The organism is Pseudomonas sp. AAC (assembly GCF_000725445.1).
Classification (GTDB): Bacteria; Pseudomonadota; Gammaproteobacteria; order Pseudomonadales; family Pseudomonadaceae; genus Pseudomonas; species Pseudomonas citronellolis.
This window is the reverse complement of sequence record NZ_KL647094.1, coordinates 663,567-686,385: the sequence shown is the minus strand read 5'-3', so window position 1 is coordinate 686,385 and position 22,819 is coordinate 663,567. Positions and strand designations below refer to the sequence as shown.

Annotated in this window: 20 protein-coding genes and 3 tRNA genes; 10 read left to right on the top strand and 13 right to left on the bottom strand. The window is 66.6% G+C overall.

Annotated elements, in window-relative coordinates; translation table 11 throughout:
* Positions 1-2: 2 nt before the first annotated feature.
* Positions 3-1,214, bottom strand: coding sequence for a pyridoxal phosphate-dependent aminotransferase (locus tag FG99_RS02725; protein ID WP_009623409.1), 1,212 nt, complete (start codon positions 1,212-1,214; stop codon positions 3-5).
* Between the two features lie 302 nt (positions 1,215-1,516).
* On the opposite strand from FG99_RS02725, the gene msrB reads away from it, so the two are divergent.
* From msrB to FG99_RS02710, 3 genes are all read left to right on the top strand, one after another.
* Positions 1,517-1,918, top strand: coding sequence for a peptide-methionine (R)-S-oxide reductase MsrB (gene msrB, locus FG99_RS02720; RefSeq protein WP_043267144.1), 402 nt, complete (start codon positions 1,517-1,519; stop codon positions 1,916-1,918).
* 110 nt (positions 1,919-2,028) lie between these two features.
* The gene (locus FG99_RS02715) at positions 2,029-2,514 is read left to right on the top strand and encodes a glutathione peroxidase (RefSeq protein WP_043267143.1); all 486 of its coding nucleotides are present in this window, start codon (positions 2,029-2,031) and stop codon (positions 2,512-2,514) included.
* Complete coding sequence (locus FG99_RS02710) at positions 2,511-2,978, top strand: MarR family winged helix-turn-helix transcriptional regulator (RefSeq protein ID WP_043267141.1); 468 nt, start codon at positions 2,511-2,513, stop codon at positions 2,976-2,978. Before FG99_RS02715 ends, FG99_RS02710 begins: the two co-directional genes overlap by 4 nt.
* Before the next feature lie 13 nt (positions 2,979-2,991).
* Here FG99_RS02710 and FG99_RS02705 read toward each other — a convergent pair whose 3' ends face one another.
* Positions 2,992-5,316 carry a hybrid sensor histidine kinase/response regulator gene (locus FG99_RS02705; protein WP_043267139.1) on the bottom strand — a complete coding sequence of 775 codons (2,325 nt, stop codon included), beginning with the start codon at positions 5,314-5,316 and terminating at the stop codon, positions 2,992-2,994.
* Between the two features lie 141 nt (positions 5,317-5,457).
* Between FG99_RS02705 and FG99_RS02700 the strand changes: the two genes are divergently transcribed.
* Positions 5,458-6,351: an ATP-binding protein gene (locus FG99_RS02700; protein WP_009623402.1), complete on the top strand. Its 894-nt coding sequence runs from the start codon at positions 5,458-5,460 to the stop codon at positions 6,349-6,351.
* Positions 6,348-6,830, top strand: a complete 483-nt coding sequence (locus FG99_RS02695) for a GAF domain-containing protein (protein WP_043267136.1) — start codon at positions 6,348-6,350, stop codon at positions 6,828-6,830. The genes FG99_RS02700 and FG99_RS02695 overlap by 4 nt, the downstream gene beginning before the upstream one ends.
* A 1,088-nt stretch (positions 6,831-7,918) precedes the next feature.
* Here FG99_RS02695 and FG99_RS02690 read toward each other — a convergent pair.
* Both FG99_RS02690 and FG99_RS02685 read right to left on the bottom strand, forming a co-directional pair.
* Entirely contained in the window at positions 7,919-8,596 is a 678-nt protein-coding gene (locus tag FG99_RS02690) for a glutathione S-transferase family protein (protein ID WP_043267134.1), read from the bottom strand.
* 10 nt (positions 8,597-8,606) lie between these two features.
* Positions 8,607-9,374 carry a hypothetical protein gene (locus tag FG99_RS02685; RefSeq protein WP_009618909.1) on the bottom strand — a complete coding sequence of 256 codons (768 nt, stop codon included), beginning with the start codon at positions 9,372-9,374 and terminating at the stop codon, positions 8,607-8,609.
* 217 nt (positions 9,375-9,591) lie between these two features.
* Here FG99_RS02685 and FG99_RS02680 point away from each other — a divergent pair.
* The 3 genes from FG99_RS02680 (at position 9,592) to FG99_RS02670 (ending at position 9,906) form a co-directional block, all read left to right on the top strand.
* Positions 9,592-9,667: transfer RNA gene (locus FG99_RS02680), tRNA-Glu, on the top strand.
* A gap of 2 nt (positions 9,668-9,669) precedes the next feature.
* Positions 9,670-9,745 (top strand) — tRNA-Gly (locus FG99_RS02675).
* 85 nt (positions 9,746-9,830) lie between these two features.
* Positions 9,831-9,906, top strand: a tRNA-Gly gene (locus FG99_RS02670).
* Between the two features lie 41 nt (positions 9,907-9,947).
* Here FG99_RS02670 and FG99_RS02665 read toward each other — a convergent pair.
* From FG99_RS02665 to allE, 8 genes are all read right to left on the bottom strand, one after another.
* Positions 9,948-10,544, bottom strand: coding sequence for a hypothetical protein (locus FG99_RS02665; RefSeq protein ID WP_009618910.1), 597 nt, complete (start codon positions 10,542-10,544; stop codon positions 9,948-9,950).
* Positions 10,545-10,754: 210 nt separating this feature from the next.
* On the bottom strand, positions 10,755-12,251 hold the full coding sequence (locus FG99_RS02660) for an NCS1 family nucleobase:cation symporter-1 (RefSeq protein WP_256204826.1): 1,497 nt from the start codon (positions 12,249-12,251) through the stop codon (positions 10,755-10,757).
* A 136-nt stretch (positions 12,252-12,387) separates the two neighbouring features.
* Positions 12,388-13,335, bottom strand: coding sequence for an AraC family transcriptional regulator (locus FG99_RS02655; protein WP_051878413.1), 948 nt, complete (start codon positions 13,333-13,335; stop codon positions 12,388-12,390).
* Positions 13,336-13,498: 163 nt separating this feature from the next.
* Positions 13,499-14,434 (bottom strand): carbamate kinase, encoded by a 936-nt coding sequence (arcC, locus tag FG99_RS02650; RefSeq protein WP_043267129.1) that lies wholly within the window; start codon positions 14,432-14,434, stop codon positions 13,499-13,501.
* A gap of 16 nt (positions 14,435-14,450) precedes the next feature.
* Positions 14,451-15,809 carry an allantoinase AllB gene (allB, locus tag FG99_RS02645; protein ID WP_043267127.1) on the bottom strand — a complete coding sequence of 453 codons (1,359 nt, stop codon included), beginning with the start codon at positions 15,807-15,809 and terminating at the stop codon, positions 14,451-14,453.
* Between the two features lie 12 nt (positions 15,810-15,821).
* Positions 15,822-17,210 carry a YfcC family protein gene (locus tag FG99_RS02640; RefSeq protein ID WP_202964461.1) on the bottom strand — a complete coding sequence of 463 codons (1,389 nt, stop codon included), beginning with the start codon at positions 17,208-17,210 and terminating at the stop codon, positions 15,822-15,824.
* Between the two features lie 53 nt (positions 17,211-17,263).
* Positions 17,264-18,292, bottom strand: coding sequence for an aspartate/ornithine carbamoyltransferase family protein (locus FG99_RS02635; RefSeq protein ID WP_043267125.1), 1,029 nt, complete (start codon positions 18,290-18,292; stop codon positions 17,264-17,266).
* Between the two features lie 86 nt (positions 18,293-18,378).
* Positions 18,379-19,155: a (S)-ureidoglycine aminohydrolase gene (gene allE / locus FG99_RS02630; RefSeq protein ID WP_009618917.1), complete on the bottom strand. Its 777-nt coding sequence runs from the start codon at positions 19,153-19,155 to the stop codon at positions 18,379-18,381.
* 330 nt (positions 19,156-19,485) lie between these two features.
* On the opposite strand from allE, the gene FG99_RS02625 reads away from it, so the two are divergent.
* Complete coding sequence (locus FG99_RS02625; RefSeq protein ID WP_141766175.1) at positions 19,486-20,847, top strand: OmpA family protein; 1,362 nt, start codon at positions 19,486-19,488, stop codon at positions 20,845-20,847.
* Between the two features lie 27 nt (positions 20,848-20,874).
* Here FG99_RS02625 and FG99_RS02620 read toward each other — a convergent pair whose 3' ends face one another.
* Positions 20,875-21,921: an ornithine cyclodeaminase gene (locus FG99_RS02620; RefSeq protein ID WP_043267120.1), complete on the bottom strand. Its 1,047-nt coding sequence runs from the start codon at positions 21,919-21,921 to the stop codon at positions 20,875-20,877.
* A gap of 137 nt (positions 21,922-22,058) precedes the next feature.
* Between FG99_RS02620 and FG99_RS02615 the strand changes: the two genes are divergently transcribed.
* On the top strand, positions 22,059-22,553 hold the full coding sequence (locus FG99_RS02615) for an Lrp/AsnC family transcriptional regulator (RefSeq protein WP_009618932.1): 495 nt from the start codon (positions 22,059-22,061) through the stop codon (positions 22,551-22,553).
* The last annotated feature ends 266 nt before the right edge of the window (positions 22,554-22,819 follow it).

Here is a 22,819-nt window from a genome sequence, read left to right as displayed (position 1 = left end):
GGTTACTGACGATAGCTGCCGAGGAAGTTGCCGATGCGCCCGATGGCCTGCTCCAGGTCGTCGACGCGGGGCAGGGTGACCACGCGGAAATGGTCCGGCCAGGGCCAGTTGAAGGCGGTGCCCTGGACGATCAGCAGCTTTTCGGAAAGCAGCAGGTCGAGGACGAACTTCTCGTCGTTGTGGATCGGGCAGACCTTGGGGTCGATGCGCGGGAAGGCGTAGAGCGCGCCCATGGGCTTGACGCAGCTGACCCCGGGGATGTCGTTGAGCAGCTCCCAGGCGCGGTTGCGCTGTTCCAGCAGGCGGCCGCCGGGCAGCACCAGGTCGTTGATGCTCTGGTAGCCGCCCAGGGCGGTCTGGATGGCGTGCTGGCTCGGCACGTTGGCGCACAGGCGCATGTTGGCCAGGATGTCCAGGCCCTCGATGTAGCTCTGCGCCTTGTGCTTGGGCCCGGAGATGGCGATCCAGCCGGAGCGGAAGCCGGCCACCCGGTAGGCCTTGGACAGGCCGTTGAAGGTCAGGCAGAGCACGTCCGGCGCCAGGGAGGCGGTGGAGATGTGCACGGCCTCGTCGTAGAGGATCTTGTCGTAGATCTCGTCGGAGAAGATCACCAGGTTGTGCTGGCGCGCCAGTTCGACGATGTCCAGCAGCACTTCCTTCGAGTAGACCGCGCCGGTGGGGTTGTTCGGGTTGATCAGCACCAGCGCCTTGGTGTTGCTGGTGATCTTCGCCTTCATGTCGGCGATGTCGGGGAACCAGTTGGACTGCTCGTCGCACAGGTAATGCACCGGCTTGCCGCCGGCCAGCGATACCGAGGCGGTCCACAGCGGGTAGTCGGGCGCGGGGATCAGCACCTCGTCGCCGTTGTTGAGCAGCGCCTGCAGGGCCATGACGATCAGCTCGGAGACGCCGTTGCCCAGGTAGATGTCCTCGATGCCGACGCCTTCCACCTGCTTCTGCTGGTAATACTGCATCACCGCCTTGCGCGCGCTGAACAGGCCCTTGGAGTCGCTGTAGCCCTGGGCCGTGGGCAGGTTGCGGATGACGTCCTGGAGAATTTCGTCAGGGGCTTCGAAACCGAACGGCGCCGGGTTGCCGATGTTCAGCTTGAGGATGCGATGGCCTTCCTCTTCCAGGCGTTTGGCGTGCTTGAGCACCGGCCCGCGGATGTCGTAGCAGACGTTGGCGAGCTTGTTCGATTTGCTGACCTGCATGATGTGGCGTTCCCGAAATGAAGGTTCCCGCGCTCCGGCCCTGGCTTGGCAGGCTGTAACGCGGGTGACAGACTGGCGTCTATACGAGGTGCGGAATGTCGCGCGTCCTGGCGGTAAAACTGAAAAAACGCCTGGTTGACGGAGAAACGAACGAAAAAAAGCCCATAAAAAGGCTTTTTTATCGTCGATGATCCCTTGTGCGGCAGATTCTGCATCCAACGATGACGTCACGCATCATACGTGCGGCCCGTTTTCCGCGAAAGGGCGCGGACGGGCTTTTTTCAAGCTTGCGAGGTACAGCGATGGAAAAGATCGAGAAGCCCCTGGAAAGCTGGCGCGAAGAGCTCGACGAACAGCAGTTCCACATCTGCCGCCTGGGCGGCACCGAGCGTGCCTTCACCGGCGAGTACTACGCGACCAAGACCCCCGGCATCTACCACTGCGTGTGCTGCGGCGCGGCGCTGTTCGACTCGGACGCCAAGTACGATTCCGGCAGCGGCTGGCCGAGCTACTTCCAGCCGGTGTCGAAGCAGGCCATCGCCGAGCTGGAAGACTTCAGCCATGGCATGCACCGCATCGAGGTGCGCTGCGCAGCCTGCGAAGCCCACCTGGGCCACGTGTTCCCCGACGGGCCGCGGCCGACCGGGCTGCGCTACTGCATCAACTCGGCGTCGCTGAAGCTGGTGCCGCGCGACGGGGCTTGAGTGACGCAAGGCCCGCCGGTCGCCGGCGGGCCTTTTTTCGATGTAAATAAATTGTGTGCAATTTAATTGCGGGCTATCTTGATCGCTCCCACTTTCCTGGAGCCGGTTCCATGAGCGACGCATTGCTGGATATCCCCTGCACGACCATCAAGGGCGAGCAGAAGACCCTGGCCGATTTCGGCGGCAAGGCCCTGCTGGTGGTGAACACCGCCAGCCAGTGTGGCTTCACCCCGCAGTACAAGGGCCTGGAGGCGCTGTGGGAGAAGTACCGCGACAAGGGCCTGGTGGTGCTGGGCTTCCCCTGCAACCAGTTCGGCAAGCAGGAGCCGGGCGACGAAGGCGAGATCTCGCAGTTCTGCGAGCTGAACTTCGGCGTCAGCTTCCCGCTGTTCAAGAAGATCGACGTCAACGGCGCCGACGCCCACCCGCTCTACGTGCAGTTGAAGAAGCGCGCGCCGGGCGTGCTGGGCAGCCAGGGCATCAAGTGGAACTTCACCAAGTTCCTGGTCAGCCGCGACGGCAGCCAGGTCAAGCGCTTCGCCCCGCTGACCAAGCCGGAGGAGCTCACCGCCGAGATCGAAGCGCTGCTGCGATGAGCCGCCGCGAACCTGAACAGGCGCTGCTGCTGGACAACCAGCTGTGCTTCCGCCTGTACGCTGCCTCGCGGGCGATCATCCGCGGCTACCGGCCGATGCTCGACGCGCTCGGCCTGACCTACCCGCAGTACCTGGTGATGCTGGTGCTGTGGGAATGGCAGGACAAACCGCCGGCGCAGCCGACGGTGAAGGCCCTGGGCGAGCGCCTGATGCTCGACTCCGGCACCCTGACGCCGCTGCTCAAGCGCCTGGAGCAGCTCGGCCTGGTGCAGCGGCGGCGGGCGCGGCAGGACGAGCGCGAGGTGCACCTGGGCCTGAGCGGGGAGGGCATCGCCTTGCGCGAGAAGGTGGCGCCGCTGCGCGAGGCGCTGCTGTGTGCCAGCGGCCTGGACCTCAATGCGATGGATGAGCTGCGCGGACGCCTGGACGACCTGCTCGGGCAACTGCTGGCGCTGGAGCCGTAAGGCGCCGCCGGCCTCAGGCATCCAGCCGGGGCTGCGCCCAGCGCTCCAGCATCGCCGCCATCTCATCGCGGTGGAAGGGCTTGGCCAGGTAGTCGTCCATGCCGGCCAGGCGGCAGCGCTCGCGCTCGTCGGGCAAGGCGTTGGCGGTCAGGGCGATCACCGGCAGATCCTTCCAGCGCGGCGCCTGGCGAATCCGGCGGGTCGCCTCGTAGCCGTCCATCACCGGCATGTTGCAGTCCATCAGCACCAGCTCGAAGTCTTCCTCGGCCAGGGCATCCAGGGCCTCCTGGCCATCGGCGGCGACCCGCACCCGGCAGCCGAGCTTCTGCAACAGGCCCCGGGCCACCAGTTGGTTGACCGGGTTGTCTTCCACCAGCAGCACGCGCGCGGCGAACTGCTCCGGGGCCTCGCCCGGCAACTGCCGCTGGGGCTGTATGGCCGGGCGGCGGAGGGCCTGCTGCAGGGCCTGGTGCAGGGTGGCGCGGCTGAGCGGGCGGGCCAACTGGCGCAGGGGCGCCAACTGCTGCGCCAGTTCGGCCTCGAGGAAGCTGCCGTAGGCGGTGACCAGCAGCACCGGGCGGTCCTTGAGGTGCTGGCGCAGGCCGACCAGGCAGTCCGGGCAGTCGGACACCAGCACGTCCAGCTCCACGCCCAGCAGGCTGGCGTCGATGTCCAGGCGCCGGTAGTCCAGGCCCCAGCGCGGCAGCCAGGTCTGCAGCAGTTCGGCCAGGCCGCTGCCGGCCGGGCACTGCGCCACCACCTTGCCGCTCAGGGGCTCCAGCGCCTGCGCGGGGTCCAGGGCGGGCAGCGGCAGGGTCGCGGCGAACTCGCTGCCCAGGCCCGGTTGCGAGCTGACGCTCAGCTCGCCTTGCATGGCCTCGCAGAGCTTGCGCGTCAGCGCCAGGCCCAGGCCGGTGCCGCCGAACTGGCGGGTGATGCCGGCATCCGCCTGGGTGAAGGGCTGGAAGATGCGCTGCAGGGCGTCGGCGGCGATGCCGATGCCGGTGTCGCGGACGCTGATGCGCACGCCGTCCTCCCAGGGCTCGACGCGCAGGTCGACGCGGCCCAGGCGGGTGAACTTGAGGGCGTTGGAGAGCAGGTTGCTGACGATCTGCCGCACCCGCGTCGGGTCGCCTTCCAGCTGCGCCGGCAGGTCGGGGCTGACCAGGCAGGTCAGCTCCACCGCCGGGGCGGCGTTCTGCGACAGCAGGCTGGCGGTGTCCTCCACCAGGGTGGCGAGGTCGAAGGGAATCTTCTCCAGCTCCAGCTGGCCGGACTCGAACTTGGACAGGTCGAGCACGTCGTTGAGCAGGTCCACCAGCACCTTGCCCGAGTCGTGGGCGATGGACAGCTGCTGACGCTGTTCCGGGCTCAGCGGGCCGTCCAGGGCCAGGCCGAGCATGCCCAGCAGGCCGTTGAGCGGGGTGCGGATCTCGTGGCTCATGTTGGCCAGGAAGGTGGCGCGGGCCTGGGCCATGTCCAGGGCGTTGAGGCGGGCGCGCTCCAGTTGCTGGTTGGATTGCGTCAGGCGGGCGTTGGCCGCCTTCAGCTCGGCGGTGCGCGCCGCCACTATGTTCTCCAGCTCGGCCAGGTAGCGGGTCAGGCGGTCCTCGGCCTCGCGGCGCTGCTCCATCTCCACGGCGATGTGGCTGAGCTGGCGGTTGGTCACCTCCACCAGCACGCCGATCTCGTCGCGCTCGTGGCCCTGGGGGCAGGGCAGGCGCAGGCGCGTGGGCGAGCGCGGGTCGTGGCGGGCGAGCACCTCGATCAGGCTCACCAGCGGCTTGGTCAGCAGGCCGTAGAACAGCACCAGGAGGATCAGCGACAGCAGCAGGCTGCGGACGAAGCCGGAGATCAGCGTCATGCCGGCGCGGCGCAGGAAGTCGTTGCCGAAGACGAAGGTGTCGATCTCCAGGCGCAGCACGCCGAGGGATTCCTTGGGCTGGTGCTCTATATATAGCGGCTCCTCGTAGACGCGCATGTGCCCGAAGAGGAAGTCGCTGAGCGGGCGCAGGCGGCTCTCCGCCGGTGGCCGGCCGGCGCTGGCCAGGGCGACGTCGGCGCTGTCGATGATTTCCGCGCGGATCACCGCCGGCGAGCGCAGCAGGCCCACCACCAGTTCCTGGGCCAGTTCGGCGTCGATGTTGTAGGCGATGCGCGCCGCCGGGTTGTGGCTGACGTCCAGCAGGGCGCGTACTTCGCGGTTGATGGAGGCGTCCTGGCTGGCATAATCGACGCCCACCTGGATGAGGCTGAGCAGGGTGCCGAGGATGAAGGCGACCAGCACCGTCAGGCTGGCCTGCTTGAACGAGAGGCGATGGGTGAGCGCAATATCCATGAGGTGCGGTACTTCGCCTCGAGAATGCTTTCCAGGCGCGTAGCATAGCCCAAGCCGGCAGGCTGTCGGCAGAGGCGATGCCATCCATGTGACATGACCGAACGACAGCGTCGCTACGCTGAAGATCCCAGGGAGAAAGCCGTGGATTCCCGTCTGAATGATTTCCTGGCCCGCGCCGAAAGCGTGCTGGCCCGGCTGGAGCCGTTGCTCCCGGCGCTGCGCGAGCCCATCGACTGGCAGCGCTGCCTGGCCGCCCGCTGGCACCGCGATGGCCGCAGCGGCTACCTGCAGGCGCTGCAGGTGAGCCTCGACCTGCGCCTGGACGACCTGCTCGGCGTCGACAAGCAGCGCGAACAGCTGGCCCGCAACACCCGCCAGTTCGTCGCCGGCAGGCCGGCCAACCATGCTTTGCTGTGGGGTGCCCGGGGGACCGGCAAGTCCTCGCTGGTGCGTGCGCTGCTGGCCGAGCTGGCCGGCGACGGCCTGCGCCTGATCGAGATCGAGCGCGACCACCTGGCCGACCTGCCGCGGGTGGTGGAGCAGTTGCACGGCCTGCCGCAGCGCTTCGTGCTGTTCTGCGACGACCTGTCGTTCGACGCCGGCGAGGGCGACTACCGGGTGCTCAAGAGCGTGCTCGACGGCTCGCTGGAGCAGGCCCCGGACAACGTCCTGCTGTACGCCACCTCGAACCGCCGCCACCTGGTCTCGGAGAAGCAGAGCGACAACGAGAACTGGAAGATGGTCGACGGCGAGCTGCACCCCAGCGAGGCGGTGGAGGACAAGATTGCCCTGTCCGACCGTTTCGGCCTGTGGCTGTCGTTCTACCCCTTCACCCAGGAGCACTTCCTGGACGTGGTGCGGCACTGGGTGGAAGTGCTGGCCGGTCGTTCGGGGCTGGCCTTCACCTGGGACGAGCCGCTGGAGAAGGAAGCCATCCGCTGGGCCCTCGGGCGCGGCAACCGCAACGGCCGCTGCGCCTATCAATTCGCCCGCCAGTGGGTGGGCCGTCAATTGCTCGAAGGAGAAGAACCATGATCGACCTGCAACAGACCGGCGCCGGGCTGGGTGGCTACGCGCTGCTGGCGGCGCAGGCCGAAGCGCTGTTCGCCGACGAGCGCGACTTCATCGCCAACGCCTCGCAGTTCGCCGCCCTGCTGTTCCATGAGCTGGGCGACCTGAACTGGGCCGGCTTCTACCTGAACAAGGACGAGGAACTGGTGCTGGGCCCGTTCCAGGGCAAGGTGGCCTGCGTGCGTATTCCCTTCGCCAAGGGCGTGTGCGGCGCCGCGGCGCGCACCCGCCAGACGCAGCGGGTGGAAGACGTGCACGCCTTCCCTGGGCACATCGCCTGCGACAGCGCCTCCAACAGTGAGTTGGTGGTGCCCCTGGTCAAGGACGGCCGGCTGATCGGCGTGCTCGACCTGGACAGCCCGAGCGTCGGCCGCTTCAGCGCCGAGGACCAGGCCAGCATCGAGCGCCTGGCCGAGATCTTCCTGCGCCTGACCGATTGCTGAGGCACGAATTGTAGGAGCGGGCCCTGCCCGCGAAATCGCGCGCAGGGGAATGGCATCGGCGCTCGGGCTTTCCCCTCACCCCAGCCCTCTCCCGGAGGGAGAGGGGGCAGTACGTGCCGGTTGGGAGTGAGGTTTCAGCCGGAGAATCCTTACTCTCCGGCTAACTCCAATCTCCCCGAGCACGCCGAACGGTCCCCTCTCCCTTCGGGAGAGGGTTAGGGTGAGGGGGCCGCAGGCCTGCTCGCTCGATTCCGTGCCCCTATGCGCTTCGTGAGGCACGGCATTTCCCCCGCACCTGTAGAGCGGGCCCTGCCCGCGAAATCGCGCGCAGGGGAATGGCATCGGCGCTCGGGCTTTCCCCTCACCCCAGCCCTCTCCCGGAGGGAGAGGGAGCCAGTCCGTGCCGAGAGAAGGCCTGGTTTCAGCCGGCGATCCCTGTGCTAGCCGGCTGACGCCGAAACACCAACGCACTCCGAACGGTCCTCTCCCGGAGGGAGAGGGAGCCAGTCCGTGCCGAAAGAAGGCCTGGTTTCAGCCGGCGATCCCTGTGCTTGCCGGCTGACGCCGAAACACCAATGCACGCCGAACGGTCCTCTCCCGAGGGAAGGAGCTAGTCCGTGCCGAGAGAAGGCCTGGTTTCAGCCGGCGATCCCTGTGCTAGCCGGCTAACGCCGAAACATCCATGTACTCCGAACGGTCCTCTCCTGGAGGGAGAGGGAGCTAGTCCGTGCCGAAAGGAGACCTGGTTTCAGCCGGCGATCCCTGTGCTAGCCGGCTAACGCCGAAACACCAACGCACGCCGAACGGTCCCCTCTCCCTCCGGGAGAGGGTTAGGGTGAGGGGGCCGCAGGCCTGCTCGCTCGATTCCGTGCCCCTATGCGCTCCGTGAGGCACGGCGTTTCCCCGCACCTGTAGGAGCGGGCCCTGCCCGCGAAATCGCGCGCAGGGCGCGCTCCTACAAGGGAATGGCGCGGGTGTGGCGGCGTAGGATCTCATCCGCGAACCGCGCCGATACCTCCGGCTATCGCGGACAAGGTCCGCTCCTACGGGGGATGTACGCCGTGCCTCGACCGACGGCGTCTTTCTATTCAGGCCGGCGCCTGGGCGATGCGTGCGCGGATCTTCTCGACGACCCGCTGTTCACCCTCGAGAAGCGCCTGCAGGGCAGGGCGCTGCAGCATGCGCTGGAAGTGCGCGGCCAGACGCGGCCAGCGCCCGGCATCCAATACTTCCCCGCCGTGGCGCATGTTCACCAGTTGGCTGGCCACGGCGATGTCCGCCAGGCTGAAGCGGTCGTCGACGAAATACTCGGCTTCGCCCAGGCAGCCTTCCAGGTAGTCGAAGTGCGGCGGCAGTTTCTCCTGCAGCGCGGCTTCCACCGCCGCCTCGTCGCACGGCTTGCCCAGCAGCGGCTTGAGCAGGCGGTTGCGGAACACGGTGAAGGTGGCCAGGGGCGCCACTTCGTAGTCGGCGTATTTTTCCAGCCAGTTGATCCGCGCGCGGGCCAGGGCGTTGCCGCCGCACAGGGGCGTGGCCTGGGGATCGCGGTCGTCCAGGTAGTGGCAGATGACGCTGGAGTCGGCCAGGGTGACGTCGCCGTCGCGCAGGGCAGGGATGCGTCGCAGCGGGTTGAGGTCGGCGTACCAGTCCGGCTGGTTGAACGGGTCGACGTTCTCCAGCTGGTAGTCCAGGCCCTTCTCCGCCAGGCACAGGCGGACCTTGCGGACGAAGGGGGATAGGGCGGCGCCGTAGAGGGTCAGGCTCATGCGGGTCTCCTCAGTCGTAGAGATTCTTCTTCTTCCAGATGTCGTCTTCGTCCAGCGCCTTCAGGCCTTCGGTCAGCTCGGTGTTTTCCTCGGCGGAGGGCTTGCTGCTTTCCAGGACCAGGGCGTTGGCGCGTTCGAGCTGTTGTTCCAGTTGCTTCAGCTGGGCCTGGTAGCGGCCGAGGTCGGCCTGCTTCTGCAGGTACTGCACGCCGCGCTCGAAGGCCAGGCGGGCCTGGCGGGGCTGGCCCTGCTGCAGCGCCTGCTGGCCGATGTTGGTGAAGAACTCTATATGCAGCTGGGTGAGCAGGTGGCGGATTTCCTTCAGCCAGCGCTGGGCGTCGTTGCGCGACAGCAGGCCGTCCTGGGCGAAGCGGTTGATCTGGGCGTGCAGGCCCTCGAAAAGGAAGCGGACTTCCTTGGCCTTGGCTTCGGTGAGGATCAGCTGCGGGGCGTTGCGCACTTCCATGGCGCTGCCCTGGCTTACCAGACGGTTGAGTTCGGCGACGCGCTCGGCGACCTGGGGCGTCTTTTCCAGCTTGAGCAGGCGTTCGCCCAGGGCGAGTTCGAAACGGCTGAGCAGCAGCTTGAGGTCCGCGGAGATGAACTGGCCGGGCAGGCTCTCGGCGATGGCGCCGCAGCGGCGGAAGCGATCCTGCAGGTCGGCTTTCTCCCGGGCCTTCTCCAGCTTGCGGTTTTCCAGCTGCTGGTTGATGAAGACGATGGCGATCAGAATGACGATGCCGGCGACGACCAGGGCGGTGATGACGAGTGGCGACACCTTGGAAACTCCCTGAAGGATTTTTCCCGAGTGTAATGGCTCGCTGACACCGGTCATAGCGGCGGCGCAAAATTTGACCAGAAGTCTTTGATTTAAAAAAATTTTTCCGGAAGGGTTGACGCCCCTCCAAAGGCTCCATAGAATGCGCGCCACTTCGACGCGAAAGCCGAAAGGCAGAGCGAAGAAGCCGGAAAGAATGTTGTAAGTTCCGGGCCGCGTCCCCTTCGTCTAGTGGCCTAGGACACCGCCCTTTCACGGCGGTAACAGGGGTTCGAGTCCCCTAGGGGACGCCAGTGCGGGAATAGCTCAGTTGGTAGAGCACGACCTTGCCAAGGTCGGGGTCGCGAGTTCGAGTCTCGTTTCCCGCTCCAGATTCCCGATCATCGCCCCGGCGGTGAACGGAAAGCGAAATGGCGTTACCCTCCGGCCGAAAGCTGGAGGTTGCAACAAGTTGATGCGGGAATAGCTCAGTTGGTAGAGCACGACCTTGCCAAGGTCGGGGTCGCGAGTTCGAGTCTCGTTTCCCGCTCCAATTCGGATCGCCTTCGCGGTGATCCACACAAAAAGGCTGCCTCAGGGCAGCCTTTTTGCGTTTCCGTCCCCTCGCTTATCCGCAGGCGCCGGCTCGCTGCCCCGCGTTTCCCGCTCCAGCGCCTGGCGCAGGCTGGGCATGGCCGGTTGCGCGAGGTCGTCCAGGCGCCAGGCTCCCCCGCGCCTGACCAGGCGCAGCAGCACGCCGCGGCGCCACTGCTCGTGCACCAGGATCACCCTGGCCGTGGCCCGGCCCTCGCCGGCCAGGCTGACGTGCAGTTGCTCCAGTTCCAGGCCAGGCGAACGCCGGCAGACGCAGAGCGGGTCGTTCTCCAGCAGCCCCGCGCCTTCGTGGCGGGCGGCGCGGTAGGCCTTCAGCGCCCGCGCCAGCGCCGGGCTCAGCCAGCGCCGGGCGCGCGCCTCGCCGATATCGCCGGACAGCGCCCCGGGGCCTTCGTCGCCGTACAGCCGGCGCACGAAGCTTTCCACCTCGACCTTCGCCGTCCGCTGCCCGCCCTGGCTCTGGCCCTGGCTGCTGGGCGCCAGGCTCGCCAGCAGCACCAGCAGCAGGGCGAGGATGCTGCCCGAGCGCAGCCGCAGCCCTCCATGGCTGGTGGTCATCGGTGGGAGGTGCGGCATGGGGAGGTCCTGCGATAGCGCCTTGGCGAAGTGTTCCGGCCAGCTTGGCAAGGCTTGCCCGGCCGGTGGAATAAGGCGCAGGCGCGGGCGCCGGTGAGACGTTTCCTCGCCCCCGGGCAATGCCGGCGCCGGGCAGCGAATTCGGATTGCCCTTATTGGGTCCGCCGGGGGGGATTTGCTCTGATAGCGCCGGCTTCCCCGGCGCCCCCATCATCTATCCACCGGAGCCCCGCTCGCCGGCGCACCGGCAGCGGCGCGGCCACGGGCGAGCCAGTAGTACAGCAGGCCGCTGGTTGACATGCCGACGAAGAACGAGAAGTTCGCCAGCAGGTTCAGGGCAGGGAGGGTAACGCAGAGAATGCCGAGCGACGCTGCCGGCACCAGCGCCTTGAGCGCGACGGGGTTGACGCCCCCGCAGTACCAGTAGCGCCCCCCGGGAGCGTTGCTGAACAGGTCGGCGACATCGATCTTTCGATGCTGGACCAGCCTGTAGTCGACGATCAGAATCCCGTACAGCGGGCCAATGAAAGCCGCCAGCATGTCGATGGTGTAGTGGATGATCGCCGGCGAGTCGTACAGGTTCCAGGGCGTCAGGAGCGCCGAGGCCACGGCGGCTATCAGGCCTGCGCCACGCCAACTGATTCGATCCGGCGCGACGTTGGAGACATCGAAGGCGGCGGAGACGAAGTTGGCCACGATGTTCACCCCCACTGTCGCCGTGACGAAGGTGAACGCCAGCAGTACCACCATGGTGGTGTTGTCGATCAGGCCGATGGTTTCCATCGGGTCTTCGATCATCCGGCCGAAGACCGCCGGGGTGCCCGAGATGATCACGACCGAGATCAGCGAAAACACCGTGAAGTTGACCGGCAGCCCCCAGAAGTTGCCGCGCCGCACATCCTTCATCGACCGGCAATAGCGTGAGAAGTCTCCGAAGTTCAGCGTCGGCCCGGCGAAGTAGGCCACGATGAGCGAGGTGCCCACCAGGGCCTGCCCCAGTGTCTCGAGGGGCGTCAGGGTCTTTTCGGACAGGGACAGGCTGATCTCGCTCCAGCCCGCCTGGTAGACGATCCAGCCCATCAGCATGAACATCACCAGGTAGACGGCGGGCCCCGCCCAGTCCATGAACACCTTGATGGCATCCATCTTCATCAGGAACAGGGCGGTCTGCAGCGCCCACATGCTCAGGAAGCCGATCCAGCCCAGGTAGGACAGGTTCAGGAAGCTGTGCTCGGTCAGCACCGCCAGCCCGGGGAAGACGCGCAGCAGGATGATGCTCAACGCCACCGATGCCAGGTAGGTCTGGATGCCGTACCAGACGATGGCGATGATGCCGCGGATCAGCGCGGGGATATTGGCCCCGTAGACGCCGAAGGAAAGCCGCGCGATCACCGGGAAGGGCACGCCGCTCTTCTGGCTGGGTTCGGCTATCAGGTTGGCGAGCAGCATGACGATGCATATTCCGCCCACCAGCACCAGGAAGATTTGCCAGGACTGCAGGCCCAGCGTGAACAGGGTGCCGGCGAAAACGTAGCCGCCCACGCTGTGCACGTCGGACATCCAGAAGGCGAAGATGTTGTACCAGTTCCAGGTCTGCTTCGTCGGCAACAGGTCCTCGTTGGCCAGGGAGGTGTCCGTGTCGCTCGGCGGCCGGGATGGATCGGAATCGGGCGAGTGTGCGCGGTGCTGCGAGTCGTGCTGGGTCATTGCGGCACTACCTCCATGCTGGGGCGAGCGAGCACCCCGTATGCTTGTGTGGCCCAGTCTATGGCTCTTGCCGGTCCATCCACCTGTCGCTCGCTGACAAGCGCCTGGCTTTGGACGCCAATCGTGGTGACGCCCGCTAGACGGTCACGCACAGCATTCGCTGGCGGAATTGCTGCGGGCTGCAGCCGAACCAGCGGTGGCAGGCGCGGTTGAAGTTGCTGGGATCGGAAAAGCCCAGCAGGAAGCTGATCTCGGTGACGCTGGTCTCGCTGTGCGCCAGCAGGTCGTAGGCCATTTCCTTGCGGCCGTTGTCCACCAGTTGCTTGTAGCAGCAGCCGGCATCGTCGAGCCGACGCTGCAACGTCCTGGGCGACAGGTTCATGACCCGTGCCACCTGGCACAGGGGCGGCTCGCCCGCGGAAAGCATGCGTTGAATGTGGGCGCGCACCCGGTTGAACACGTCATTCTCGCGAAAGTGCGACAGGTAGCCGTTGATCAGCTCTTCATTGACCTGGACCAGTTGGGGATTGCCGCCGGCATAGGGCTCGATCACGTTCTCGTAGTGGAAGGTGATGGAGTCGCACTCCGCGCCCAGGCATACCTCCGTTCCGAAGTACGCATCCAGGGCCCGGGCCTGCGGTCCGGCCGCCATGACCGAGGTGACACCCAGCGGCACCACCGGATGTTGGGCGAGGGAACAGGCCTGGCGGCTGATGAAGGCCAGCATCGCCAGGCTGAGCGGGCGCTGGCGTATGTCGTCCTCGTCGGTGTGCAGTATCACCCGCGTGCGCCGGCGCTCGTGCTGCAGTTCGATGCTCAATGAGGTGCAGACGAGCCTGCTGTAGTTCGCGAACAGTTCCAGCAACTGGGCCAGCGAGCCGCTGGCCATCAGGGCCAGCCCCAGGGAATGGAGCGCGGGAGCCTGCACCTCCTTGCCTACCCGCAGGCCAAGCAATGGGTCTGCGCTGGCGCGGATGGCGAGGCGCCAGAACCACTTGACCGCCTCTCCGTCATAGCGCGCCGCGGGGACGTTCAGCAGCCGGACCTCCAGCCCGGCCGCCTCCATCAGCGCGATCGGGTCCACGTCGTATCCCCTGAGCGTCTGGCAGACCGATCGAACCAGGCTGGAAAGCACCGAGGTTCTGACGCCAAGGCGACCCCCGTCGCCTGGTTTCCTCTCGTTGGTGACTGCTGCTTCTGACATTTGTCACATGCCCCTGTACATGGGAAAGGGCATCCCGGGCGCCTCAGGCCGCTGCGTAGGTCGCACCCGAGGCTTGCGTCGAAATACGCGTGCCGGCCTGCCCGGCGATGATCCGTTCGATGTCCTGCAGCGCGCCGATGACCGCCGGGCATCCCGTGGCGCGGGCGAAGTCCACCGCTGCCTGCACCTTGGGGCCCATGGAGCCCGCGGCGAATTCGAACTGCAGGATCGAGTCGGGGTCGGCAGCGGTGATCCGTCGCCGCGTGGGTTTGTCCCAATCGACGTAGACACCATCGACATCGGTGGCTATGACCAGCAGATCGGCCTGGACCGACTGCGCCAGGAGCGCCGTGGCCAGGTCCTTGTCGATCACCGCTTCGGCTCCGCACAGCATGCCTTGGGCGTCATAGTAGGCCGGAATGCCCCCTCCGCCCGCGCAGATCACGATGCAACCATGCTCAATGAGCAGTTTCAGCGGGGTCAGACCGAATATTCTTACAGGGCGCGGGCTGGGGACCACGCGCCGGTAGTGGCCGTTGTCGCGGGCCATCGTCCAGCCCTTCTCGGTGGCGATCCATTCGGCCTCTTCCCGCTCGTATACCGGGCCGACCGGCTTGCTGGGGCACTGGAAGGCCGGGTCGTCGGGCGCCACCTCGGTTTGCGTCAGTATGGTCGCCAGCGAGGCGCTCCTGGGCACGAAGTTGGCCAGCTCCTGCTGGATCATGTAGCCGATCATGCCCACCGATTCGGCTCCCAGCACGTCCAGCGGGTACATGGGCACGTCCTTGTAGGCGTTGCTTTGCAGCGCCATCAGGCCGACCTGCGGGCCGTTGCCGTGGGTGACGATCAACTGGTTGCCCTCATAGGCCCTGGCGATCTGCTCGCAGGCCGCGCGGACGTTCTGCCGCTGGTTCTCCGAGGTCATCGGTTCGCCGCGCTTGAGCAGGGCGTTGCCGCCCAGTGCGATCACGATTCTCATGTCTTGCCCCCTGTGTTCAGTATTTGCAGACACGCATCGGTTCGCCGATGGGCTCGCCCTGGATGCCCGTGTCGGCCTGGTACACCAGATGGCCGCGCACCAGCGTGTGGGTGATGCGGCAACCGATCCGCATGCCCTCGTAGGCGCTCATGCGGTTCTTGTAGTGCAACTGCGCAGCCGTGACGGTATAGCTCTGGCAAGGGTCGAGAATGGCGATGTCGGCATCCTTGCCCAGGGCGATTTCCCCTTTCGCCGGCAGGCGGAAGCGCCGTGCCGGTTCGGTCGCCAGCGCGTTCATCAGGATCGTCGGGCTGATGCTGCGTTTCAGAACGGCCGCGTCGAACATCGCATCCACGCTGTTCTGGCAACCGCTGATGCCTCCCCAGGCATCGAAGGCGTTGGGCGATGCCTTGAGCTGCGGCGTACAAGGCGAATGGTCCGAACCCAGGATGGCGATCCGCCCTTGCTCCAGCAGTTGCCACAGGCGCGCTTGGTTCGCGCGGTCGCGAATGGGCGGGGAGCATTTCGCGCGGGGGCCTATGGCGTCCAGGTCCTCGGTGGCCAGCAGGAAATAGTGCGGGCAGGACTCGCAGGACGCATCGACGCCCTCCGCCTGTGCCCGCAGCACGGCCTCGATGGCTTCCGGGCAGCTGCAATGGGCGATGTGCACACGGCAGCCGGTTTCCCTGGCCAGCAACAGTACCCGCTGCACGGCCTCCACCTCGGTGAACACCGGCCGCGTCGCGACATAGTCGGACACCAGTGTCTTGCCCTGCGCCCTGGCCTGCTGGCCGAGCCCGTCGGTAATGGCCGCGTTCTCGCAGTGGACCACCAGCAGGTCACCGGTACGCGCCAGTGTCCGCATGCCGAGGTAGAGCTGGTAATCGTCGACGTTCCTGAAGTCGCCCGGCTCGTCCGAGCCGCAGGTGGCGACGAAGCACTTGTAGGCCGCGACGCCGGCCGCGGACAGCGGCTCGAGGTCGGCCAGGTTCCAGGGCACCAGCCCGGCCATCGCTGCGTAGTCGACGTAGCATTGGCCGCGAGCCGCGGCCAGCTTGATCTCCAGGGCGGCGAGGTCGGTGGTGGCGGGGAGGGTGTTGAGCGGCATTTCCACGAAGGAGGTCGTGCCTCCCGCCGCCATGGCCCGGGTACCGGTGCGGTAGCCTTCCCATTCGGTGCGCCCGGGTTCGGAAATGTGCATGTGCACATCGACCATGCCCGGCAGCACGTAGCTGCCCTGGGCGTCGATCGTCCGCGCCGCCTCGCCCAGTTCGGTGCCTATGGCGGCGATCCGCCCGTCGTGCAGGCCCAGGTCGAGCCGTTTCACCTCGTCCCGGAGTACCACCAGTCCATTCTTGATCAGGGTGTCGAACATGCTCGGATCTCCCTACAGGCCTAGCGAGAGGCTTTGCATCAGATACAGCGCTGCGCTGGCGATCGCGCCCAGCATCAGCATCAGGGGCGTATAGAACCGCAGCCATTTGCCGTACTCGATACGGGCGATGCTCAGCGTCGCCACGAAGAACCCGGAAGTGGGGAAGAATACGTCGGTGAGCTGGCCGCCCCAGGCATTGGCCGAAACCACCGCCTGCTGCGAGATATCGAGCAGCGAGGCCAGCGGGGAAATGATCGGCATGGTCAGCACGGTGAGCGCCGTCGCGCTGGGGATCAGGAAGTTGAAGAGCGACTGCTCCCAGAAGATGGCGATCGCACTCAGTTCCGGGGGGACCGAGCGCATCATGTTCTCCAGCCAGTACACCAGCGTATCGGTGATGACGCCCTGGTCCATGACGACCGCGATGGCGCTGGCCACGCCGCACAGCAGGGCCGCCACCATCATGTCGCGCATGCCGGCATTGAGGTCGTCGCAGATCTGCTGCGGCCGCTTGCCCGCCACCGCCGCAGTGATCACGCCTATGCACAGGAACAGGCCGCCGATGGCTTCGAAGCCGAGGTTCTGCGTCAGGATCAGGGCGATGGCGATCGGGAACATCGCCAGGCAGGCGATCCCGGCCAGCTTCTGGCGGGCGCTGAAGGTCAGCTTTCGATCCTCGCCTTCTTCCTCGGCGATCTTCGCGCGGATTTCCCGGTCGGACTCGAGGCTCAGGCTGGATGCGGGGTCGCGTTTGACCCGCGCGGCATAGCGCATCACATAGGCGATGCCGACCAGCAGGACGACCAGCAGCACCAGGGCTCGGAAGGCGGAACCGGAAAACATCGGCAGCTGTGCGATCTGCTGGCCGACGCCGATGGAGCTGGGAATGGTCAGCCCGAAGGTGAAGCCCAGGCAGGGGCCGAGCAGGGCCACGGCCGTCGCCGTCATGCCGTCGTAGCCGAGCCGATAGAACAGCGGCAGCAGCACCGGCAGGTAGGCCAGCGACAGCTCCGGGGTGCCGATGAAGGCCGCCAGGCTGGTGAAAATGCCGATCAGGATCGGGATCACCATGAAGCCTTTGTCGCCGACGGCCCTGTTCAACTGCAGCACGCCCATGTCGATCAGGCCCGCGCGTTTGATCAGGCCCATGCACCCGCCCATCATGAAGGTCAGGAACACGACCCCGGCACCGCGCTTGAGGCCGTTGGGGATCGCCGATACCAGGTCCATGACGCCCACCGGCTGCTGCTCGATCCGATGGTAGGTGCCGGCGATCACCAGCGTCTGCTGGCCCCGTGAGGTTTCCACGGTCTGCCTTTCGTACTGCCCGGCCGGGATCACGTAGGTGAGCGCGGCCACGGCCAGGATGAACAGCACCAGCACGATGTAGATGTCCGGCATGCGGAACTTCGGGCGTCCCCCGTCTATGGGGGGCGGGGCATGGGGCGTCATCATCAGTTCACTCCCACGACTGCGCACAGCAGCGCCATGCGGATGGCGACGGAGAAGCCGATGGCGCGGAAGTACAACTGGTGTTCGGTGTTATCGATGGCGAAGTCGAACTCGCCGGGATTGCGCGGCAGTGAGTGGTGTACGCCAACCACCTTGCCGGTCTTCTGGCGGATCTCCTGCAGCATTTCCATGCTCAGGTAGTACTTGGCCATGGTCTTGACGAAGTCTTCGCGGTTCGGATCGTCCTTCTTGACCGAGCAGCCGGGCAGATAGATCAGGTCCACGTCCCTCTCGATGTACAGCTCCTTGTTCTGGCTTTCGCTCAGGTCGAAGTGCTCCTCGAATTGCGCGCCCATGCGCACCAGCTTGTCGCGTACCACTGCGGGAGTGCGCAGTTCGCTGGTGCCGGTGTAGATGATCTTGGCGCCCATCGCCGCCAGCGCCAGGGCGAACGACTGCCCGGAGCGGGCCCGCGACAGGTCGGGCGTGGCGATGGCCACCGTCACGCGGCTGAGGTCGCCGAAGGCGCGCCAGCAGGTGTAGCAGTCGAGCAGGCCCTGCGTGGGGTGGGTCACGTGCCCATAGCCGCCGGAGATCACCGGCGACGCATGGCCCTCCAGCTCGGCCAGCGTCTCCAGCGCTTCGCGGTCATCGGGATGGCGCATGACGATCACGTCGGCATATTCCGAGGTCACCCGCAGGCTGTCGTACAGGCTTTCGTTCTTGGCGGCCGATGAGTTGTGCAGCGGGTCCGACTCGGTGATGACGCTGCCGCCCAGGCGCAACATCGCATCCTCGTGGCTGCAGCGCGTGCGGGTCGATGGCTGGAAGAACAGGGTATAGAGCACCTTGCCCCGCAGCAGGTCCAGCCCGGTGCGCATGAAGGGCTCCAACTGCCGCGCAGCCTGGAAGAGCGCGCCGAGCTGGTTGCTGCTGAAGTCATCCAGGAAAGTGATGTTCCGGCCTCGCATTTGCGTGGCGGCGAGGTGGTCGCGGATATCCAGTGTCTTGAAGTTCTGATCGAGTGCCATGAGATGCTCCTACTGTGTCGTTGCTGATTCGTAGGGAAGCCGGGCGGCCTCGTTGGCGGGACTGGTGGCGTCCGGCGCGGGATTGCTCAAACCTCGACGTCGCGGTGGCAATCCTTGGAGTAGATGTAGGTGAACGGCTCGCGTCCGACGCCGTAGGCGGCCTGCTTGCAGTACGGGCCGAACCAGATGAAGTCGTCCTTCTGGATCAGGTACCAGTCCTCGTCCAGCAGGTAGCAGCCCTGGCCCTCGTAGACGTAGGCGCCGTGTTCCTGGACGTGGGTCTCGATGATGTTGTGGCTGGCGCCCGGGTCGAAGCTGAGGATGTGCATGTTCATGTCGAAGCACGGCTCGACGGGCAGCAGGTCCTTGATATGGACGTTCGCCATGCCTTCGTAGTCGGTCCAGGCGATGTCGTTGGCATTGGCGAACACCGCGTATGGGCACGAGCCGGCCGGGTGGGGGATGAAACGCTGCTTGTAGAGCAGGATGCGGCCGGGCTGGCCGTTGGCATTCTCGAAAGCGATGCCCGTTCCCGGTGGCGCGTAGGCGTATCCGCCCTGGCGCAGGGTGGTGCTGTCGTCGCCCACGCGAACCTTCAGCTGCGCCTCGCCGTCGAGCAGATAGAGGAAGGCTTCCTCGTGGGGTAGCCCGCCGTAGGCCTGGGTGGTGCGAGCCTGCGGGCCCAGCGTGCCGATCAGTTGCACGAAGCTCGCACCTACCTTGGGCGTGGCCAGCAGCGTCATGCAGCAGTCGACGATGCCGGGGATGCTGTTTATGACGCGCCCGTCCGGCGAGATGACGGCGTAGTTGCCGTGCTTGACGACGGAGCGGTTCTTCAATAGTCCCTCGGGATACCCTCGCATGACGCATTCTCCTTTTCCGGTGGTGCGCGGTTCGCTTGGTGCGTTGCGGAAAAGGTACGGCGCGGGGTTTTCGGCGGGGATAGCCGGGCATGACAACGACCTGTCTTTTGATGCCAAAAGCGCGGCGGCCCCATTTTTCGCCCTTTTCAGGGCCTCCGCTGCGTGCATTCGGATTGTCCCTATAGGCCCCGTCCGGGGCCTTTGTTGAGATGGCGCCTCCCGCAGGAAGGGCGCGCGCCATGGTCCGCCTTTCTCCGCCAGGCGGAGCGACAGCGCGCTCCGTCCCATGGCGTGCGCGGGTTGGCCGTTCATCTGTGGACTATTTCGATCATGCAAAACGATTTCGTAGGGCCGCTTCTAGAGGAAGTCTGCCGCCGCTTCGACATGGCGCCGGAAAACGCCGGGAAGCTCCTGGGCCTGCTGGCTCACCTGGTGCTCGACGAGCAGCGCGGCGGCTGGGCCGGTTTCGTCCAGCACCTGCGCCGGCAGGGACTGGGCGCCTGGCTGCAGGGTGGCCCCCCTGCGCAGGCGCCCGACCGCGCCCAACTGGAGCAGGTGTTCGACGCCGAGACGCTGGGCCGCTTCGCCCGGCAACTGGGGCTGTCCGACGAGGGACTGGAGGAGGCGGTCGCCGCCTGCCTGCCGGAGCTGCTGGCCGGGCTGGACGCTGCCGGTGGCGCGGCGCAGGCCGGGGCCGAGGGTCTGACTGTGCTGATGGCCGACACCGCCGAATTGCTGCCGGCGCTGCGGCCGGAGGCGATCGGCGAGCCGGCCGGGCCGCGACCGGAGGCGAAGCGTGGGCTGGCGCCCTGGTTGGGCGCGCTGCTGGTGCTGTCGTTGCTCACCATGGTGCTGTCGTTTCGCCATTGCTCGTCCACGCCCGTGGCCCAGGCGCGGGTGGCGGCAGCCGTGGAGGTGGCTCCGCAGCCCGAGGCCAGCCCGGTGCTGGAGGCGCCGCGCTTCATGCTCGAACTGCGCGAGGGCAAGGTGCGCATCAATGGCCAGCTCACCAGCATCGACGAGCGCGCGGCGCTGCTGGGGCGGCTGAAGGAGGTCTTCGGCGCGGAGCGCCTGCGGGGCGACATCCTGGTCAAGCGGCAAACCAGCCCCGCGGCCTGGCTCGACGGCCTGCTGGAGCTGCTGCCGGAACTGAAGGTCGAGGGGCTCAAGCTGGGCTTCAACGGCGAGCGCATCCGCATGGATTCCACCGCGCTGAGCCAGGGGCAGCGCATCGAGCTGTCGCAGAAATTGCGCGAGACCTTCGGCGGCTTCGAATTCCTGGGGCTGTGGAACCGCACCCTGGCCGCCCTCAACGGCCTGCCGCCGGGCTCCGGCGCCCGGCAACTGGCCGATGCCCTGACCCAGTTGGGGATTCGCTTCGACAACCGCTCGAGCACCATCAGCCGCGACAGCGACGAAGTGCTGGCCGAAGCCGCCGAAGCCATCCGCCAGGCGCCGCCGGGCACCCTCGTGGAAGTGGGCGGGCACACCGACGACAGCGACGATTCGCAAAGCAGCCAGCAGGCCTCCCGCGTTCGGGCCGAGGCCGTGGTGGCGCGCCTGGTGGAACTGGGCGTGGCCCCCGACCGCCTGCAGGCCAAGGGCTACGGGCGCAGCCAGCCGCTCTTCAGCAACGCCACCGAGGCGGGCAGGGCGCGCAACCAGCGCATCGAGTTCAGCGTGCTGGAGTGAGCCGGCCCTTGCCCTGGCGCGCCCGGCTCAGCGCACGGCGCGCAGGGCCTGGCCCTGGGGCTGCCGGAGCAGGCCGAACAGGTCCTTCGGGTCCTGCGGCCGCGGCACCAGCTCGATGTCGCGGCCGATGCCGCGTTCGCGCGCCGCGTCGTGCTGCCAGCGCAGGGCGGAGAAGTCTTCCAGGGCGAAGCCCACCGAGTCGAACACGGTGATCTGCTCGGCGTTCTGCCGGCCCTCGGCGGCGCCGGCGAGGATGCGTTGGAACTCGATCACCGGGAAGTCCGCCGGCATCTGCTGGATGTCGCCTTCGATGCGGGTCTGAGGTTCGAACTCGACTATCACCCGCGCGCGCTCCAGCACTTCGGCCTGCAGTTCGGTCTTGCCCGGGCAGTCGCCGCCCACGGCGTTGATGTGCATGCCCGGTTCGAGCATGTCGGCCGTGAGGATGGTGGCGTTGGTCTTGTCGGCGGTGACCGTGGTGACGATGTCGGCGCCGCGCACCGCTTCACGCACCGAGTCGGCGACTATCAGCTTCAGGCCGGGAAGGCCGGCGAGGTTGCGCTGCAGCTTGGCGGTGGCCGCCGGGTCGATGTCGAACAGGCGGATTTCCTCGATGCCCAGCAGCTCGTGGAAGGCGATGGCCTGGAACTCGCTCTGCGCGCCGTTGCCGATCAGCGCCATGCGGCGGGCGTCGGGGCGGGCCAGGCAGCCGGCGAACAGCGCCGAGGTGGCGGCGGTGCGCACGGCGGTGGTCAGCGTCAGTTCGCCGAGCAGCAGCGGGTAGCCGGTGTCCACCGTGGCCAGCACGCCGAAGGCCATCACCGTGGGCAGGTCGACGCGGTGGTTCTTCGGGTGGCCGTTGACGTACTTGAAGGCATACAGCTTGCCGTCGTCGGCGGGCATCAGTTCGATCACGCCGAGGGCGGAGTGGTTGGCGACGCGGGCGCACTTGGTGAATTCATCCCAGCGTCGGTAGTCGGCCTCGATGTAGCCGGCCATGGCGCGGATGGCCGCGCCCGGGCCGATCTCGCCGAGCAGTCGGCCAACGTCCTGCACATCCAGATAACGGGTCATGCTGCCATCCTCCTGAGTGGGAGCGCCGCGCGTTCATCGGGCGCCTGGGGTCAGTCTATGCCGCTGGCCGGGAATAACTGTGCTTTCTGACTGCATGGGCTAGGCTTCTGCGCAAAGACAGACTCAGGATGAGAGGAATGAAGAAAAGAAATTCCAGCGTGGCCGACCTGGATGCCACCGACCTGGCGATGCTGCGCCTGTTGCAGGAGGACGCCAGCCTGTCCAACGCCGAACTGAGCGAGCGCCTGGCGCTGAGCGTGACGCCCTGCTGGCGGCGGCGCAAGCGCCTGGAGGAGGAGGGCTACATCCGCGACTACCAGGCCAACCTCGACCGCCGGCGCCTGGGCCTGGATATCCTGGCCTTCGTCCACGTGCGCTTCGCCGCCCACTCCGACGATGCCTCGGACCGCTTCGAGGCGACCGTGCGCGACCTGCCGGAAGTGCTGGCTTGCCATAAGATCACCGGCGATGCGGACTTTCTCCTGCAGGTGCTGGAGAAGGACCTGGACGCCTATGCGGAGTTCGTCGAGAAGGTGCTGCGCAAACAGCCGGGCATCGCGTCGATCCAGTCGACCCTGGCGCTGCGGGAGATCAAGGATTGCCACCGGATACGGGTGCCGGAGGAGGGGTAGGGCGGCCTGGCGGCCGGATCGCGGACGGAGTCCTCCTACGGTTCCAGGAAGCACGGCTTTTCGTAGGATGGCGTTGAGCGAAGCGATACCCATCGCCGCAACAGCATGGGTTTCGCAAGCTCAACCCATCCTACGAAGAGCACCTCGGCGCAAGACAGTTGCTCCTACGATCGTGCTTCCCTGCCAATGCCCAGGCCAACCCCGGAACCGCCGGGGGCCGAGGCCAAACGGCGGATAACGCCGTAGGCGTTATGCGCCCTACGCGG